The following is a 13,670-nucleotide window of genomic DNA, read 5'->3' as shown; positions in this document are numbered from 1 at the left end:
CACCCGGCACCCGGCACCCGGACCCGGCAAGCACCCGCACCCGGCACCCGCCGCGGGAGGCGCGGCCGGTGTTCCCGTGGGGTGAGACGACCGAGGGGTGCTCCCGCGGGGTGAGGCGATCGACGGGTGCTCCCGTGGGGTGAGGCGCGCGGCCGGTGTTCCCGTGGCGTTCAGCCGCCGTTCGCCGGGGCGCGCAAGGGTGGCCCGCGAGATCAGGCCACCACAGGGAGACGCCACGCCATGCCCCTCAACCGCAGAGAGTTCACCAAGCAGTCCGCCGCCGCCGGCGCGGGCCTCGCCCTCACCGGTGTCGTCGGGGCTCTCGCCACCGCGCCCGAGGCGCTCGCCTCCGACGAGCCGGAGGCGCACGGTGCCGGCCACGGTCACGGCCACGGGCACGCGCTCGGATACGGGCCGCTCGAAGCCGACCCCGAGGGCGTACTCGCCCTGCCCGCCGGCTTCTCGTACCGCGTCGTCACCCACAGCGGCGTGACCCGGCTGGAGAGCGGTGAGTTCACCCCGTCCAACCACGACGGCACGGCCGCCTTCGCCGGCCCGCGCGGCACCACGTACCTGGTCAACAACCACGAGCTCAAGGGCCCCCGCGCCAAGTGGGCCCACCCCGTGCCGCTCGCCGAGGGCCTCGTCTACGACCCGGCCGCGGCCGGCGGCTGCACGGTCGTCGAGGTGCACCGCGACGGCACCGTCGCCGAGTGGGTCGGCGTCGCCGGCACCTCCACCAACTGCGCGGGCGGCCGCACCGCCTGGGGCACCTGGCTGACCGGCGAGGAGACCGAGGACCTGGCCGGCAAGAACGGCATGACCAAGGACCACGGCTACATCTTCGAGGTCGACCCGCGCGACCGCCGCGCCAACCTCGACCCGAAGCCGGTCAAGGCCTTCGGCCGCTACGCCCACGAGGCCGTCGTCGTCGACCCCAAGCGCGGCCACGCCTACCTCACCGAGGACGCTTCCGGCCCCAACGGGCTGCTCTTCCGCTGGGTGCCGCCGCAGGACTTCGAGCACGGCCGCGGGAAGCTCCGTACCCTCGCCGACGACGCCGGTGTGCTCCAGGCCTTCAAGTGCACCGACTCCGCGGGCCGGTTCGTGGACGACCTCTCCCGCGCCACCCGGATCGGCACCGTCTACGGCGTGGACTGGGTCGACGTCCCCGACCGCGACGGCCGCACCACCCCGGTCCGCAAGCAGTTCACGGACGGCCAGGTCACCCGCGCCCGCAAGCTGGAGGGCATGTGGTGGGCGGACGGCGGCACCTACGTCGTCTCCTCCTACGCGCGCGAGGAGAGCCCGGGCGCCGCGCACGACGGCCAGGTCTGGTTCTACGACCCCAAGCGCCGCACCCTCACCCTCAAGGTGCTGCTCGGGGTGAACGCGACCCCCGGCGAGGACGGCGCCTTCGACGGTCCCGACAACATCACGGTCTCGCCCTACGGCGGGCTCGTCATCGCCGAGGACGGCGAGGGCGTCCAGCACCTCTTCGGCGCCACGGACTCCGGCCGGACGTACCCGATCGCCCGGAACGACCTCAACGACAGCGAGTTCACGGGTGTGACCTTCTCGCCCGACGGTGACACGCTGTTCGCCAACATCCAGGACCCGGGCATCATGGTGGCGATCACCGGCCCCTGGCGCCGCCAGCCCCGCGGCTGAACACCCCAGGGCCGAAACCGATCCCTGGTCAGTGCCATGGGCTGACATCTAACATGTCAGCCCATGGACGCACTGCGGCCCGTGGGCCGGACCCTGCTGCGTGACCGGGCGTACGAGGCGCTGCGCGAGGCCATCGTGCGCGGCGAACTCGCGCCCGGCGCCCCGCTCAAGGACGCCGATCTCGCCGAACGGCTCGGGCTCTCGCGCGCACCCGTGCGCGAGGCCCTGGCCCGGCTCGGCGACGAGGGGCTCGTCGAGTCCAAGCCGCAGAGCTACACCCGCGTCACCCGGCCGGTCAGCCGGGTCGTCCGGGACGCCGCCTCGGTGGTGCGGGTCATGCACGAACTCGCCGCCAGGACCGGCGTACCGCTCCTCGGCCCCGAGGGCATCCGGGCCATGCGCGAGGCCAACGAGCGCTTCGCCGCCGCCGTCCGCGTCTCCGACGTGGAGGCCGCCCTGAGCGCCGACGACGAGCTGCACGAGGTCCTCGTCGTCGCCAGCGGCAACCACGCCGCGGCCGCCACGATCGCGCGGTACACCCCGCTCATCCGCCGCGTCGAGCGGAGGCTCTTCGGCGACGCCGGAAGCTGCGGTTCGGCCGAACTCCACGCCCGGCTCATCGAGGCGTGCGCCGCCGGGGACACGGAGGAGGCGGTCCGGGTCACCACGGAGATCTGGGCGGCCCTCGAACAGCTCGCCGACGACGCCATCGAGGTCGCCGAGGTCACCGGCATCCCCGCCCCCGCCCCCGTCCCCGCCGCCGTCCCCGTCCCACCGGCGGCCGTGAGCCCGGACCCGACGGCGAGCCCCGCGCCGGCTGCCGAGCGCCCCGCGCCGGCTGCCGAGGGCTTTGCGCCCGCCGAGCGCCCGGCGCCGCCCGCCGAGAGCCCCGAGCCCGGCGAGAGCCCCGAGCCCGTCGTGGGACCCGAGGCCGTCGTGGGGCCGGCCGAGGGACCCGTCGTGGGGCCCCGGCCCGACGGGCCGCCCGTACCGTCCGGACGTCCGTAGCGCGTCCCGGACCGCCGATCCGTCGCCGTCACCCACCGGGAGCCGCCTTGCCGATCACCGATTTCGACCGCTACCCGCTCCTCTTCGGGCCCTCGCCGGTCCATCCCCTGGAACGGCTGACGCACCACCTCGGGGGCGCCACGCTGTGGGCCAAGCGCGAGGACTGCAACTCGGGTGTGGCGTACGGCGGGAACAAGACGCGCAAGCTGGAGTACCTGGTCGCCGACGCCCTCGCGCAGGGCTGCGACACCCTCGTCTCCATCGGCGGCGTCCAGTCCAACCACACCCGCCAGGTCGCGGCCGTCGCCGCGCGGGCCGGCCTGAAGTGCGTCCTCGTCCAGGAGAGCTGGGTCGACTGGCCCGACGCGGTCTACGACAAGGTCGGCAACATCCTCATCAGCCGCCTGGCCGGCGCGGACGTGCGCCTGGTGAAGGCCGGTTTCGGCATCGGTTTCAAGGAGAGCTGGGAGCAGGCGCTGCGGGAGGTCGAGGAAGGCGGCGGGAAGCCGTACGCGATCCCGGCCGGCGCCTCCGACCACCCGCTCGGCGGCCTCGGCTTCGCGAACTGGGCGTACGAGGTGGCCGAGCAGGAGCGCGCGCTCGGCGTCTTCTTCGACACGGTCGTCGTCTGCTCGGTGACCGGCTCCACCCAGGCCGGCATGGTGGCGGGCTTCGCCGCGCTCGCCGAGGAGGGCGGCCGGCCCCGCCGGATCATCGGCGTCGACGCCTCCGCGAAGCCCGGCCCGACCCATGAGCAGATCACCCGGATCGCCCGGGACACCGCCGCCCTCATCGGCGTCGAGCGCGCGGTGACGGCGGCCGACGTCGAGCTGGACGAGCGCTACCACGGCGGGGTGTACGGCATCCCGGACGAGGCCACCCTCGACGCGATGCGGCTCGCCGCCCGCACCGAGGGCATGGTCACGGACCCCGTCTACGAGGGGAAGTCGATGGCGGGTCTGGTCGACCTGGTGGACCGGGGGGAGATCGGCCGGGACTCGACCGTGCTCTACGCCCACCTCGGCGGCCAGCCCGCCCTCAACGCCTACAGCGCCCTGTTCTCCTAGGTCCTGTCGGGAAAGGCCCGCCTGGCCCGCGGCGCCTGACGGGACCCGGCGGAGCGCCCGGGCCGGTCGCTCAGAGCGCCTGGGCGGCCGGCTGCACCATGCCGCGGACGGTACGGGACTTCACGAACTCGCCGATCGCCGTCATCTCCCACTCGCCGGAGAACTGCTTGATCAGCTTGGCCATCATGACGCCGGTCTGCGGCTCGGCGGTGGTGAGGTCGAAGCGGACCAGCTCCTCGCCGGTCGCCGCGTCGATCAGCCGGCAGTAGGCCTTGGCGACCTCGGTGAACTTCTGCCCGGAGAAGGAGTTGACCGTGAAGACCAGGCCGGTGGCGTCGGCGGGCAGACGGCCCAGGTCGACGACGATGACCTCGTCGTCGCCCGCGCCCTCGCCGGTGAGGTTGTCGCCGGAGTGCTTCACCGAGCCGCCCAGGATGGACAGCTTGCCGAAGTAGCAGCTGTCCAGGTGGTTGCGCTGCGGGCCGTACGCGATGACGGAGGCGTCCAGGTCGATGTCCTTGCCCCGGTAGGCGGGCTCCCAGCCGAGTCCCATCTTGACCTGGGACAGCAGCGGGCGGCCGCCCTTGACCAGGGACACCGTCTGGTTCTTCTGGAGGCTGACCCGCCCCTTGTCGAGGTTGATCTTGCCGGTGGAGACGGGGGCGGCGGGCGCGGCGGGCGCGGCCGGGGGAGCGGGCGGCGCCGGCGGGGCGGCGATCCGCGGGTCCACCGGGGCGGCCGGCGGCGCGGGCGGGACCGGCGGTGCGACGGCGGCCGGTGCCGGGGCGGCGGCCGGCTCCTCGTCCACCGAGACGCCGAAGTCGGTCGCGATGCCGGCCAGGCCGTTCGCGTACCCCTGGCCCACGGCGCGGGCCTTCCACGCGCCGTTGCGCAGGTAGATCTCGACGACCACCAGGGCCGTCTCGGTGGCCAGCTGCGGCGGCGTGAAGGTGGCGAGGACGCTGCCGTCGTCCGCATTGCGCAGGGTCGCCGTGGGCTCGATGCCCTGGAAGGTCTGGCCGGTGGCGTCGGGGCTCGCCGTGACGACGATCCGCTCGATGCCGGCCGGGAGGGCGCCGGTGTCCACCACGATGGCGTCGGGCGCGGTCCCGCCGCCGGAGCGGTAGGTGACGCCGGGCCCGGCGGGCTGGTTGTAGAAGATGAAGTCGTCGTCCGAGCGGACCTTGCCGTTGGCGCCGAGCAGCAGGCCCGAGACGTCGAGCCGCACCGGGGCGGCGACGTCCACCGCCACGCGCGCGGCGGTGAGAGGGATGTTCGAGCCGGGGGTCATAGCGGTCATGCCAGGGCTAACGATCCGGGTCCCTTTGCCGTTCCCTTACCCGCGCGCGGTTCGGCCACTCTGGTTACGCGGGTGGTTCCTGGCCTGCCGTTCGTTGCCGAAGCGGTACGCGCCCGTCCAGCGGGCCATGACCAGCTGGGCGTCGCCGGACTCGACCTCCGCGAGGAACTTCTCGGCGCGCCCGCCGCGCAGCACGCCGGCGGCGCGCCCCTGGTGGGTGAGGACGACCGTGCCGTCCCGGCGCTGCTCGTACGTGAATCCCTGAGGTCGTGGCATGCCGCGCATCCTGCCGTTCCCGGTCAGATCCGTCATATGAATATTCTTTCGGTCCATGGGTGCAGTGGGGGCCGCGGGTGCGGTGGGTGGGAGTTCGTTCCGTACGGGGGACGTGGACGAGGCGCGTGTGGAGCTGGACGCCCGCTACTACGCGAACCGGATGGACGTGGTCGACGGGGAGCGGCGGCCTTTCGCGGCCCGCTTCGACACCGTCGTGCTCGGGCCGCTGGTCATCGGCGACCTGAGCTGCGGCGCCGACGTGCGGATGAGCTTCGGCGAGCTCGGCGCCTACCACCTGAACGCGCCGTTGAGCGGGACGATGGAGATGCGCCAGGGCGGCGGTTCCGCGATCGTCGCGACGCCGGCCGAGGCGCTGCTGCTCGATCCGGCGGGGGACACGTACCTCGACCGCTGGAGCGGCGACTGCCGGACGTTGTCGGTGAAGGTGGGGGCGGCCGCGCTGCGCGACCGGCTGGCGCAGCTGACCGGCCGTCCGCCGGGCGGCCCGCTCGCCTTCGCGCCCCGCCTGGACATCACGCGCGGCCCCGGTCTGAGCTGGGTGCGCTTCGCCCGGCAGGTCGCGGCGGAGGCGCTCGCCGGGGACGGGCTCGCCCGGCACGAACTGGTGGCCCGGCCCTTGCAGGAGGCCCTGCTGAACGGGCTGCTCCTGGCCGCCGACCATCCCTGGCGCGAGGTCCTCGCCCACCCGGCGGAGCCGCGCCGTCCGGCGCCGGTGAAGCGGGCGATGGACGCGGTGCGGGAGCGCCCCGAGCACCCCTTCACCAGCACCGAGCTCGCGGCGCTGTCCCGGGTGAGCGTGCGGCGCCTCCAGGAGTCCTTCCGCGAGTACGTGGGGATGTCGCCGATGGCGTACGTGCGGGAGGTGCGCCTCGACCGGGTGCGGGAGGAGCTGCGGGCGGCGGCCCCGGACGAGGTGAGCGTGAGCGAGGTGGCCTGGCGCTGGGGTTTCGCCCACCAGGGGCGGTTCGCGGCGCGCTACCGGGAGAAGTTCGGGGAGTCGCCGTCCCGGACGCTGCGGGCCGCCGGCTGACTGCGGGCGGCCGGCTGGCCCGTGGTCCCCGGCCGGGGTCGGGGTTCCGACCGGGGTCGGGGGCCGGAGCCGGGGTTTCAAGCCAGAGTTCGGGTCGGGCCCCGGGCGTGCGCGGGGCGGGGTCGGGGGCGTGACGTGCGCCGGGCGTGCGCCGGGTGCTCGCCTCCGTGCGTCGACTCGTCGCGCATTCCGGACAGGGGCCGCGTTCCGCGGCTCGCGATGATCTTCGTCCAGGCCTACGGTGAGGAGGTCCGGTCTGCCAGCGCGCGCCGTGACCCGGGCCCCGGCCGGCTCCCCCGTATCAGTCCGGCCGGGTCCTGCGTACCACCGCACCCCCGTCCCCCCGGTACGCGCCCGGTGGACTCGCCCCCGGTCGCTCAGTGCGGCCAGCGGGGCGGGTCGACGCAGAAGTGGCCGCCCAGGTAGAGGTCGTCGGCGCTGCCCTCCGGTGGGACGCCCTTGTCGGCGACGAGCTTCTCCGCGTACGCCTCCGAGTCGTCCCGCGGTTCGAAGCCGAGCGCGCGGGCCGTGGTGAGGTCCCACCACGCGCGCGTGTTGGCGGAGGAGCCGTACACGACGGTGTGGGCCACGTCCGGGGCGGTGAGCGCGGCGTGCAGGAGGCGGGCGCAGTCGGCGGGGCTGAGCCACATCGAGAGCATCCGCACGGAGGTGGGCTCGGGGAAGCAGGAGCCGATGCGGACGGAGACCGTCTCCACGCCGTGCAGGTCCCAGTAGAGCTGGGCCAGGTCCTCGCCGAAGCACTTGGAGAGGCCGTAGAAGGTGTCGGGGCGGTGCGGGGTGTCCACCGGGACCAGGGGTTCGCCCTCGCGGGGACGCCGGGTGAAGCCGACGGCGTGGTTGCTGGAGGCGAAGACCACGCGCCGGACGCCCTCCTCGCGGGCGGCCTCGTAGAGGTGGTGGGTGCCGGCGATGTTGGCGGCCATGATCCTGTCGAAGTCGGCCTCCAGGGAGATGCCCGCGAGGTGCACGACCGCGTCGACGCCCCGGACCGCCTCGCGCAGCGCCGCGCGGTCCGCGAGGTCGGCGACGATCGCGTCCGGTTCCCCTGGCACCGGGACGGCGTCCAGGAGGCGGAGGTCGTAGCCGTACGGGGGCAGCAGCTCCCGCATCAGCGTGCCGACGCCCCCGGCGGCGCCGGTGAGCAGGACGGTGCGGGGTACGGACATGGAGCGGGTCTCCTCCGTCGAGTGCCATGCGGCTGAGTGTCGTTCACAACCATGGACACGCTAGGGAGCGGTCCGACGGAGCGTCAAGGGTCCGTGATGCGGCGGGCTTTCTCCTTGACCCTTGTTCCTGGCTGATCTAGCGTGCGTCACGGCATCGTTCAAGAATATGGATGACAGTCATAACTGTGCACAGCGTGTCTGTGTGCAACGGACTTCCCTGGGAGCGCCCGTGACCACTGCCCCGCTCGCCGGCCGGCTCGACGGCCTGCTCTTCTTCCCCGTCACCGCCTTCGCGCCGGACGGCTCCGTCGACCTCGACGCCTTCCGCGCCCACGTCCGCGCCGGGGTCGACGCGGGCGCCGCGGCCGTGTTCGCCTGCTGCGGCACCGGAGAGTTCCACGCCCTCACCCCAGAGGAGTTCCGGGACTGCGTCGCCGCCGCCGTCGAGGAGGCGGCCGGCCGCGTCCCGGTCGTCGCCGGCACCGGCTACGGCACCGCGCTCGCCATCCGCTACGCGCGCCTCGCCGAGGAGGCGGGCGCGGACGGACTCCTCGCCATGCCCCCGTACCTCGTCGTCGCCGACCAGGCCGGACTGCTCCGCCATTACACCGAACTCGCCGCCGCCACCCCGCTCGACGTCATCGTCTACCAGCGGGACAACGCGATCCTCACCCCCGCCACCGCCGTCGCACTCGCCCGCACCGACGGCGTCATCGGCCTCAAGGACGGCCACGGCGACCTCGGCCTCATGCAGCGGATCGTCAGCGCCGTCCGCGCCGAAGGCCTCGACCTGCTGTACTTCAACGGCCTGCCGACCGCCGAACTCACCGGCGCCGCCTACCGCGCCATCGGCGTCACCCTCTACTCCTCCGCCGTCTTCTGCTTCGCCCCCGACCTCGCCCTCGCCTTCCACCGCGCCCTCGCCGACGGCGACGACGCCACCGTCGACCTGCTCGTCGACGGCTTCTACCGGCCGCTCGTCGAACTCCGCGACCAGGGACGCGGCTACGCCGTCTCGCTCGTCAAGGCGGCGGTGCGCATGGGCGGCCTGGACGTCGGCGAGGTACGGCCGCCGCTGAGCGAGCCCGCACCCGGACACCTCCGGGAACTCGCCCTCCTCGTCGAGCGCGGCCGGGCCCTCCTCAAGGAGGCCGGAGCGTGAGGGCGGGCGCCTTCCTCTACCCCTGGGACGTCGACGGCGACCCCGCCGCGCCCGCCCTCCTCGCCGGACTCGGCCTCGCCCAGGTCACCCTCGCCGCCGCCTACCACTCCACCCGGGCGCTGAGCCCCCGGCACCCCGCCCACCGGATCGTCACCGCCGAGTACGCAGCCGTGCTCTACCCGCCGGACCCCGACCGCTGGAACGGCCGCGCGCCGCGCCCGTACCCGGCGGGGGAGTGGGCGTCCGGCGACGCGTACGGGCGGGCCGCCGACGCCCTCGCCGGCACCGGCCTCGACGTGCACAGCTGGGTCGTCCTCGCGCACAACTCCCGCCTCGGCGCCGAGCATCCGGAGACCTCCGTCGTCAACGCCTACGGCGACCGGTACCCCTGGGCCCCCTGTATCGCCCGCCCCGACGTCCACGCGCTCCTCGTCGACCTGGCGGCCGAGGCCGCCGTACGGCCCGGCGCGGCCGGCACCGAACTGGAGTCCTGCGGCTGGTACGGCCTCGCACACCTCCACGCCCACGACAAGACCGGCGGGATCGCCCTCGGCGACCGGGAGCAGTACCTGATGTCGCTCTGCTTCTGCCCCGCCTGCCGGCAGGGATACGGGGACGAGGGCGCCGACCCCGACGAGCTGGCGGCCGCCGTGCGCGCGGCCCTCGCGCCCGTCTGGGCCGGTGCGGGCCCGGCCGGCGGCCTCGGCGCCCTGGAGGCCCCGGCCCTGGCCTGGCGCGCCGGGACCGCCCGCACCTTCCAGGACGCCGCCGTGGCCGCCGTACGGGCCGCCGCCCCGCCCGGCTTCCGGATCCTGCTGCACGCCGACCCCGACCCGTACCGCTGCGGCGCCGACGCCGGCACCGACCCGGCGCACGTCCTCGGGCTCGCGGACGGCGTCGTCGCCCGCCCGCCGAAGGTCGCCGCCTTCGCCGCCCACGCCCGCCCGGAGACCGTCGTCGCCGCCAACCTCTCCGTCGTCACCGGCATGGGCGGCGCGCCCGGACACCTCGCCCGCGACGCCGGCGCGGCCCGTGACGCGGGCGCGACCGAACTACGGCTCTACCACGCCGGGCTGGCCTCGGACGAGGACCTGCACGCGGTCCGCACGGCGCTGCGGAAGCTCGGCTAGCCTCCGGCGGACCAGGGCCCCGCGACGATCGCCGACCGCCGCCAGGTGATCGGCTTCTACAGCAGGCCCTATTCGCTGTCCTGCTCCTCCAGCGTCGCCAGCAGGCGTTCCGTCGAGGCTCGGGTGTCCGCGACGTGGGCGCGCGCGAGCGTCTCGGCGCCGTGCTCGTCGCGGTCGCGGACCGCAGCGTAGAGCCGCTCGTGGGCCCCGCACATCGGTTCGCCGTCGGACTGGGCGGAGGTGAGCCGGAAGAGGCGGCGCAGGCGGGAGTCGAGCGGGGCCATGAGGTCCACCAGGAGCGGATTGCCGGAGAGTTCGACGATCCGCCGGTGGAAGTCCGCGTTGAGGGAGACCGCCTCGCGCAGGCGTCCGGACTCGGCCGCCTTCCGGGCGCGGGCCAGGAGGCCCTCCAGGTCGCGGAGTTGCGCGGGGGTGGCGTGCCGGGCGGCGAGGCGGGCGGCCAGGCCCTCCAGGTTCTCCCGCACGTCGAAGAGGTGGGCGGCGTCGCGGGGGCCGAAGTCCGCCACCACCGAGCCCCGGCGCGGCCGCACCGAGAGGAAGCCCTCCGATTCGAGCCGCTGCATCGCCTCGCGCACCGGCACCCGGGAGACCCGCAGCTCCTCGGCGATCTCCCGCTCCACGAGGCGCGTGCCCGCCGCGTACTCCGCCTCGATGATCCGCTCGCGCAGCTCCACGTACACGCGCTCGCGCAGGGACGGGTGGCTGTCCCCGAGGGCGGAGCTGCCGGCGGCGGGGCGGGGCGTGGTCATGGGGACGGCTCCAGTCGGGAGGTGCGCGGCGGTGGTCCTCCGATCTTCGCAGACCGGTTCGGGCGGCCGGTGAACAACAGGGCCGTAAGCCATTGCCTGGTATTCGGTATACCAGATACGTTGACGCCGCACCGCGGTCACCAGGGCGAACCCGCCTCGCCCCCGACCCGTACGAACCTCTCGAAGGAGCCACCATGAGCGAGGCCACCGCCCCGCCTCCGCCCCCTGTCCTCCTCGGCGCGGGCCTCCCCGACGGGCGCGTCGCCGACGTCCACCTCCGCGACGGCCGCGTGCACACCGTCGAGGACCACGTCCCCGGCCGCCCCACCCCGCCCGGCGCCCTCCACCTCGGCGGCGCGCTCCTGCTGCCCGCGCTCGTCGACGGTCACGCCCACCTCGACAAGACCCTCCTCGGCGCGCCCTGGCGCCCGCACCACGCCACCGCCACCCTGCGGGAGCAGATCGCCGCCGAGCGCGCCTCCCGCCGCACCGCCGAGGTGTCCGTCGCCGAGCGGGCCGCCTCCCTCGCCCGCCGGATGGTCTCCCTCGGCACCGGGCACGTCCGCTCGCACGTCGACGTGGACCCGGACACCGGCCTCGACCACCTGCACGCCCTCCTCCGCGTCCGCGAGGAGTTCCGCGACCGGCTCGGCATCCAGCTGGTGGCCTTCCCGCAGAGCGGCGTCGTCACCGCCCCGGGCGTCGCCGACCTCCTCGACGCGGCCCTCGCCGACGGCGCCGACCTCGTCGGCGGGCTCGACCCGGTGGGCTTCGACGGCGACGCCGCCGGCCAGCTCGACACCGTTTTCGGCCTCGCCGAGCGCCACGGCAAGGGCATCGACCTGCACCTCCACGACGGTGGCGTGACCGGCACCGCCCAGCTGCGGGACATCGCCGCCCGCACCGCCGCCCTCGGCCTCGGCGGCCAGGTCGCCGTCAGCCACGCCTACGCGCTCGGCGCCGTCGACGACACCGAACTCGACCGCACCTGCGCCGCCCTGGCCGCCGCCGGCGTCGCCGTCATGACCAACGGGCCCAGCGGCCCCGTGCCGCCCGTCCTCCGACTGCGCGAGCACGGCGTCCGGGTCTTCGCCGGCTCCGACAACATCCGCGACACCTGGTGGCCCTACGGCACCGCCGACATGCTCGAACGCGCCACGATCATCGGCCTCAGGGCCGGACTCATGACCGACCCCGAACTGCGCACCGCCGCCTCCCTCGTCACCGGCGAGGCCGCCGCCGCGCTCGGCCTCGACGACTACGGGATCACCCCCGGCGCCCGCGCCGACCTCGTCGCGGTCGCCGCCGGCTCCGTCCCCGAAGCCGTCGCCGCCCACCCCCGCCGGCTGCTCGTGCTGCACGCCGGCCGGATCGTCGGGCCCTTCGCCGACGACACGTACCCCGAGATCGTCCCGTCCGCCGGAGGAGCGAGATGAGCGCCGACACCACCGCCCGCACGACCCCGGCGACGGAGAAGCTCGCAGCCGGCCGGATCGGCACCTTCGACCTCGTCTTCTTCGTCGTGGCCGCCGCCGCGCCGCTCACCGTCCTCGCCGGTGTCGCCCCCTTCGCCATCGGCATCGGCGGCCCCGGAGCCCCGCTCGCCTACCTCGTCTCCGGCGCCCTGCTCGCCCTCTTCGCGGCCGGCTTCACCGCGATGAGCCTGCACGTCCGCAACGCCGGGGCGTTCTACGCGTACGTCGCCCGCGGCCTCGGCCACACCCTCGGCGTCGGCACCGCCTACGTCGCCGTCGTCTCGTACAACCTCGTCACCCCCGGAGTCGCCGCCGCCTTCGGCTACTTCGCCGCCGGTTCGATCCGGGACGCCACCGGCGCCGACGTGCCGTGGTGGCTGCTCTCCGGGCTCTGCGTCCTCGGCGTCGGCGTCCTCGGCTGGCTGAAGGTCACGCTCAGCGCCAAGGTCCTGGGCGTCGCCCTGGTCCTGGAGGTGCTGTCGCTCGTCGTCATGGACGCCGGCATCCTCGGCGAGCGCGGCACGGCCGCCCTCGACACCGCCTCCTTCGCCCCCGCCACGCTCGCCGCCGGCGGCGTCGCGGGCATGTTCGTCCTGGTCATCGGAGCCTTCACCGGCTTCGAGGCCACCGCGATCTTCGCCGAGGAGGTGCGCGAGCCGCGCCGGACCGTGCCCCGGGCCACCTTCATCGCCATCGGCTTCCTCGCCGTCTTCTACGCGGCCGGCTGCTGGCTGATCATGGGCGCCTTCGGAACGGACCGCGCCGTGGAGCTGGCCCGCGCCGCCGACGGACCCGAACTGACCTTCAGGGCCGCCGAGCTGTACGCCGGTCCCTGGCTCGCGGACGCCATGCACGGGCTCATCGTGGTCAGCGCCTTCGCCGCCGCCCTCGCCTTCCACAACGCCGCCGCCCGCTACCTCTACGCCCTCGGCCGCGAGGGCCTGCTGCCCCGCCGCCTGGGCCGGGTCTCCGGGAGGCACGGCTCGCCGGGCGGCGCCGTCGTCGCGCAGACCGCCTTCAACGCGGCGGTCGTCGCCGCCGGCGCGCTGCTCGCCGCCGACCCGTACGGCGAGGTCTTCCTCTGGACCAACAGCGTCGGCGTCCTCGGCATCATGGCCATGCAGGCCCTCGCCGCCCTCGCCGTCTGGTCCTACTTCCGCCGCGACCGGATGGGGCTCTCGGCCGCCCGGGTGGTCTGGGCGCCGCTCGTCTCCTGCGCGGGCCTCGTGGTCCTCACGGTCCTCGCCGTGCTCCACTTCGACCTCCTCACCGGCCGCACCGGCGCCGTGAACACCGCCCTGCTGGTGCCGCTGCCCCTGGTGCTCGCCGCCGGTCTCCTCGTCGCCCTCCGCATCCGGCGCACGGACCCGGAGCGGTACGCCTCGCTGACGACGGTGGACGTGGAACGCGAACGCGACTGAGGGCGTACGGGGGCGGGGCCCGGCCCCGCCCCGCACATCACGCACGCCGGACGGCCGTCCCAGGCCCCCGCCCGTACGTCACGCCATCCGGGGTCTCCTCGGATGCGTGCGGCAGCGACGCCCGTATTTGGTATACCACGACATTCCGAGGG

11 protein-coding genes and 1 pseudogene are annotated in these 13,670 nt (G+C 74.8%); 8 read left to right on the top strand and 4 right to left on the bottom strand.

Translation table 11 applies throughout. The features are described from left to right. Positions 1 to 240: 240 nt before the first annotated feature. The 3 genes and pseudogenes from MRBLMG1_RS35530 (at position 241) to MRBLMG1_RS35520 (ending at position 3,746) form a co-directional block, all read left to right on the top strand. A complete protein-coding gene (locus tag MRBLMG1_RS35530) occupies positions 241 to 1,671 on the top strand; it encodes an alkaline phosphatase PhoX (RefSeq protein WP_367828287.1) in 1,431 nt (476 codons plus the stop codon). 63 nt (positions 1,672 to 1,734) lie between these two features. Then, a pseudogene (locus tag MRBLMG1_RS35525) lies at positions 1,735 to 2,373 on the top strand (GntR family transcriptional regulator); the annotation flags it as partial. A gap of 353 nt (positions 2,374 to 2,726) precedes the next feature. Further along, a complete protein-coding gene (locus tag MRBLMG1_RS35520) occupies positions 2,727 to 3,746 on the top strand; it encodes a 1-aminocyclopropane-1-carboxylate deaminase (RefSeq protein WP_367828285.1) in 1,020 nt (339 codons plus the stop codon). 70 nt (positions 3,747 to 3,816) lie between these two features. Here the strand turns inward: MRBLMG1_RS35520 and MRBLMG1_RS35515 are convergent, their stop codons facing one another. After that, positions 3,817 to 5,046 carry a TerD family protein gene (locus MRBLMG1_RS35515; RefSeq protein WP_367828284.1) on the bottom strand — a complete coding sequence of 410 codons (1,230 nt, stop codon included), beginning with the start codon at positions 5,044 to 5,046 and terminating at the stop codon, positions 3,817 to 3,819. A gap of 36 nt (positions 5,047 to 5,082) precedes the next feature. Next, positions 5,083 to 5,322, bottom strand: a complete 240-nt coding sequence (locus tag MRBLMG1_RS35510) for a hypothetical protein (RefSeq protein ID WP_367828283.1) — start codon at positions 5,320 to 5,322, stop codon at positions 5,083 to 5,085. Positions 5,323 to 5,377: 55 nt separating this feature from the next. Between MRBLMG1_RS35510 and MRBLMG1_RS35505 the strand changes: the two genes are divergently transcribed. Then, the gene (locus tag MRBLMG1_RS35505) at positions 5,378 to 6,373 is read left to right on the top strand and encodes an AraC family transcriptional regulator (RefSeq protein WP_367828282.1); all 996 of its coding nucleotides are present in this window, start codon (positions 5,378 to 5,380) and stop codon (positions 6,371 to 6,373) included. A 377-nt stretch (positions 6,374 to 6,750) separates the two neighbouring features. On the opposite strand, the gene MRBLMG1_RS35500 is transcribed toward MRBLMG1_RS35505, so the two are convergent. Then, positions 6,751 to 7,560, bottom strand: a complete 810-nt coding sequence (locus MRBLMG1_RS35500; protein WP_367828281.1) for an NAD-dependent epimerase/dehydratase family protein — start codon at positions 7,558 to 7,560, stop codon at positions 6,751 to 6,753. A 229-nt stretch (positions 7,561 to 7,789) separates the two neighbouring features. Between MRBLMG1_RS35500 and MRBLMG1_RS35495 the strand changes: the two genes are divergently transcribed. Next, entirely contained in the window at positions 7,790 to 8,722 is a 933-nt protein-coding gene (locus MRBLMG1_RS35495) for a 5-dehydro-4-deoxyglucarate dehydratase (protein WP_367828280.1), read from the top strand. Continuing rightward, positions 8,719 to 9,852 carry a hypothetical protein gene (locus MRBLMG1_RS35490; RefSeq protein ID WP_367828279.1) on the top strand — a complete coding sequence of 378 codons (1,134 nt, stop codon included), beginning with the start codon at positions 8,719 to 8,721 and terminating at the stop codon, positions 9,850 to 9,852. The genes MRBLMG1_RS35495 and MRBLMG1_RS35490 overlap by 4 nt, the downstream gene beginning before the upstream one ends. A gap of 68 nt (positions 9,853 to 9,920) precedes the next feature. Here MRBLMG1_RS35490 and MRBLMG1_RS35485 read toward each other — a convergent pair whose 3' ends face one another. Continuing rightward, complete coding sequence (locus tag MRBLMG1_RS35485) at positions 9,921 to 10,622, bottom strand: GntR family transcriptional regulator (protein ID WP_367828278.1); 702 nt, start codon at positions 10,620 to 10,622, stop codon at positions 9,921 to 9,923. Positions 10,623 to 10,816: 194 nt separating this feature from the next. Here MRBLMG1_RS35485 and MRBLMG1_RS35480 point away from each other — a divergent pair, with 194 nt between their 5' ends. Then, on the top strand, positions 10,817 to 12,058 hold the full coding sequence (locus MRBLMG1_RS35480) for an amidohydrolase (protein WP_367828277.1): 1,242 nt from the start codon (positions 10,817 to 10,819) through the stop codon (positions 12,056 to 12,058). Continuing rightward, entirely contained in the window at positions 12,055 to 13,518 is a 1,464-nt protein-coding gene (locus MRBLMG1_RS35475) for an APC family permease (RefSeq protein ID WP_367828276.1), read from the top strand. Before MRBLMG1_RS35480 ends, MRBLMG1_RS35475 begins: the two co-directional genes overlap by 4 nt. Positions 13,519 to 13,670: the final 152 nt, after the last annotated feature.

The organism is Streptomyces sp. LMG1-1-1.1, from assembly GCF_040815545.1.
Classification (GTDB): Bacteria; Actinomycetota; Actinomycetes; order Streptomycetales; family Streptomycetaceae; genus Streptomyces.
The sequence above is the reverse complement of the archived record's forward strand: the minus strand, read 5'-3'. Positions and strand labels throughout refer to the sequence as shown.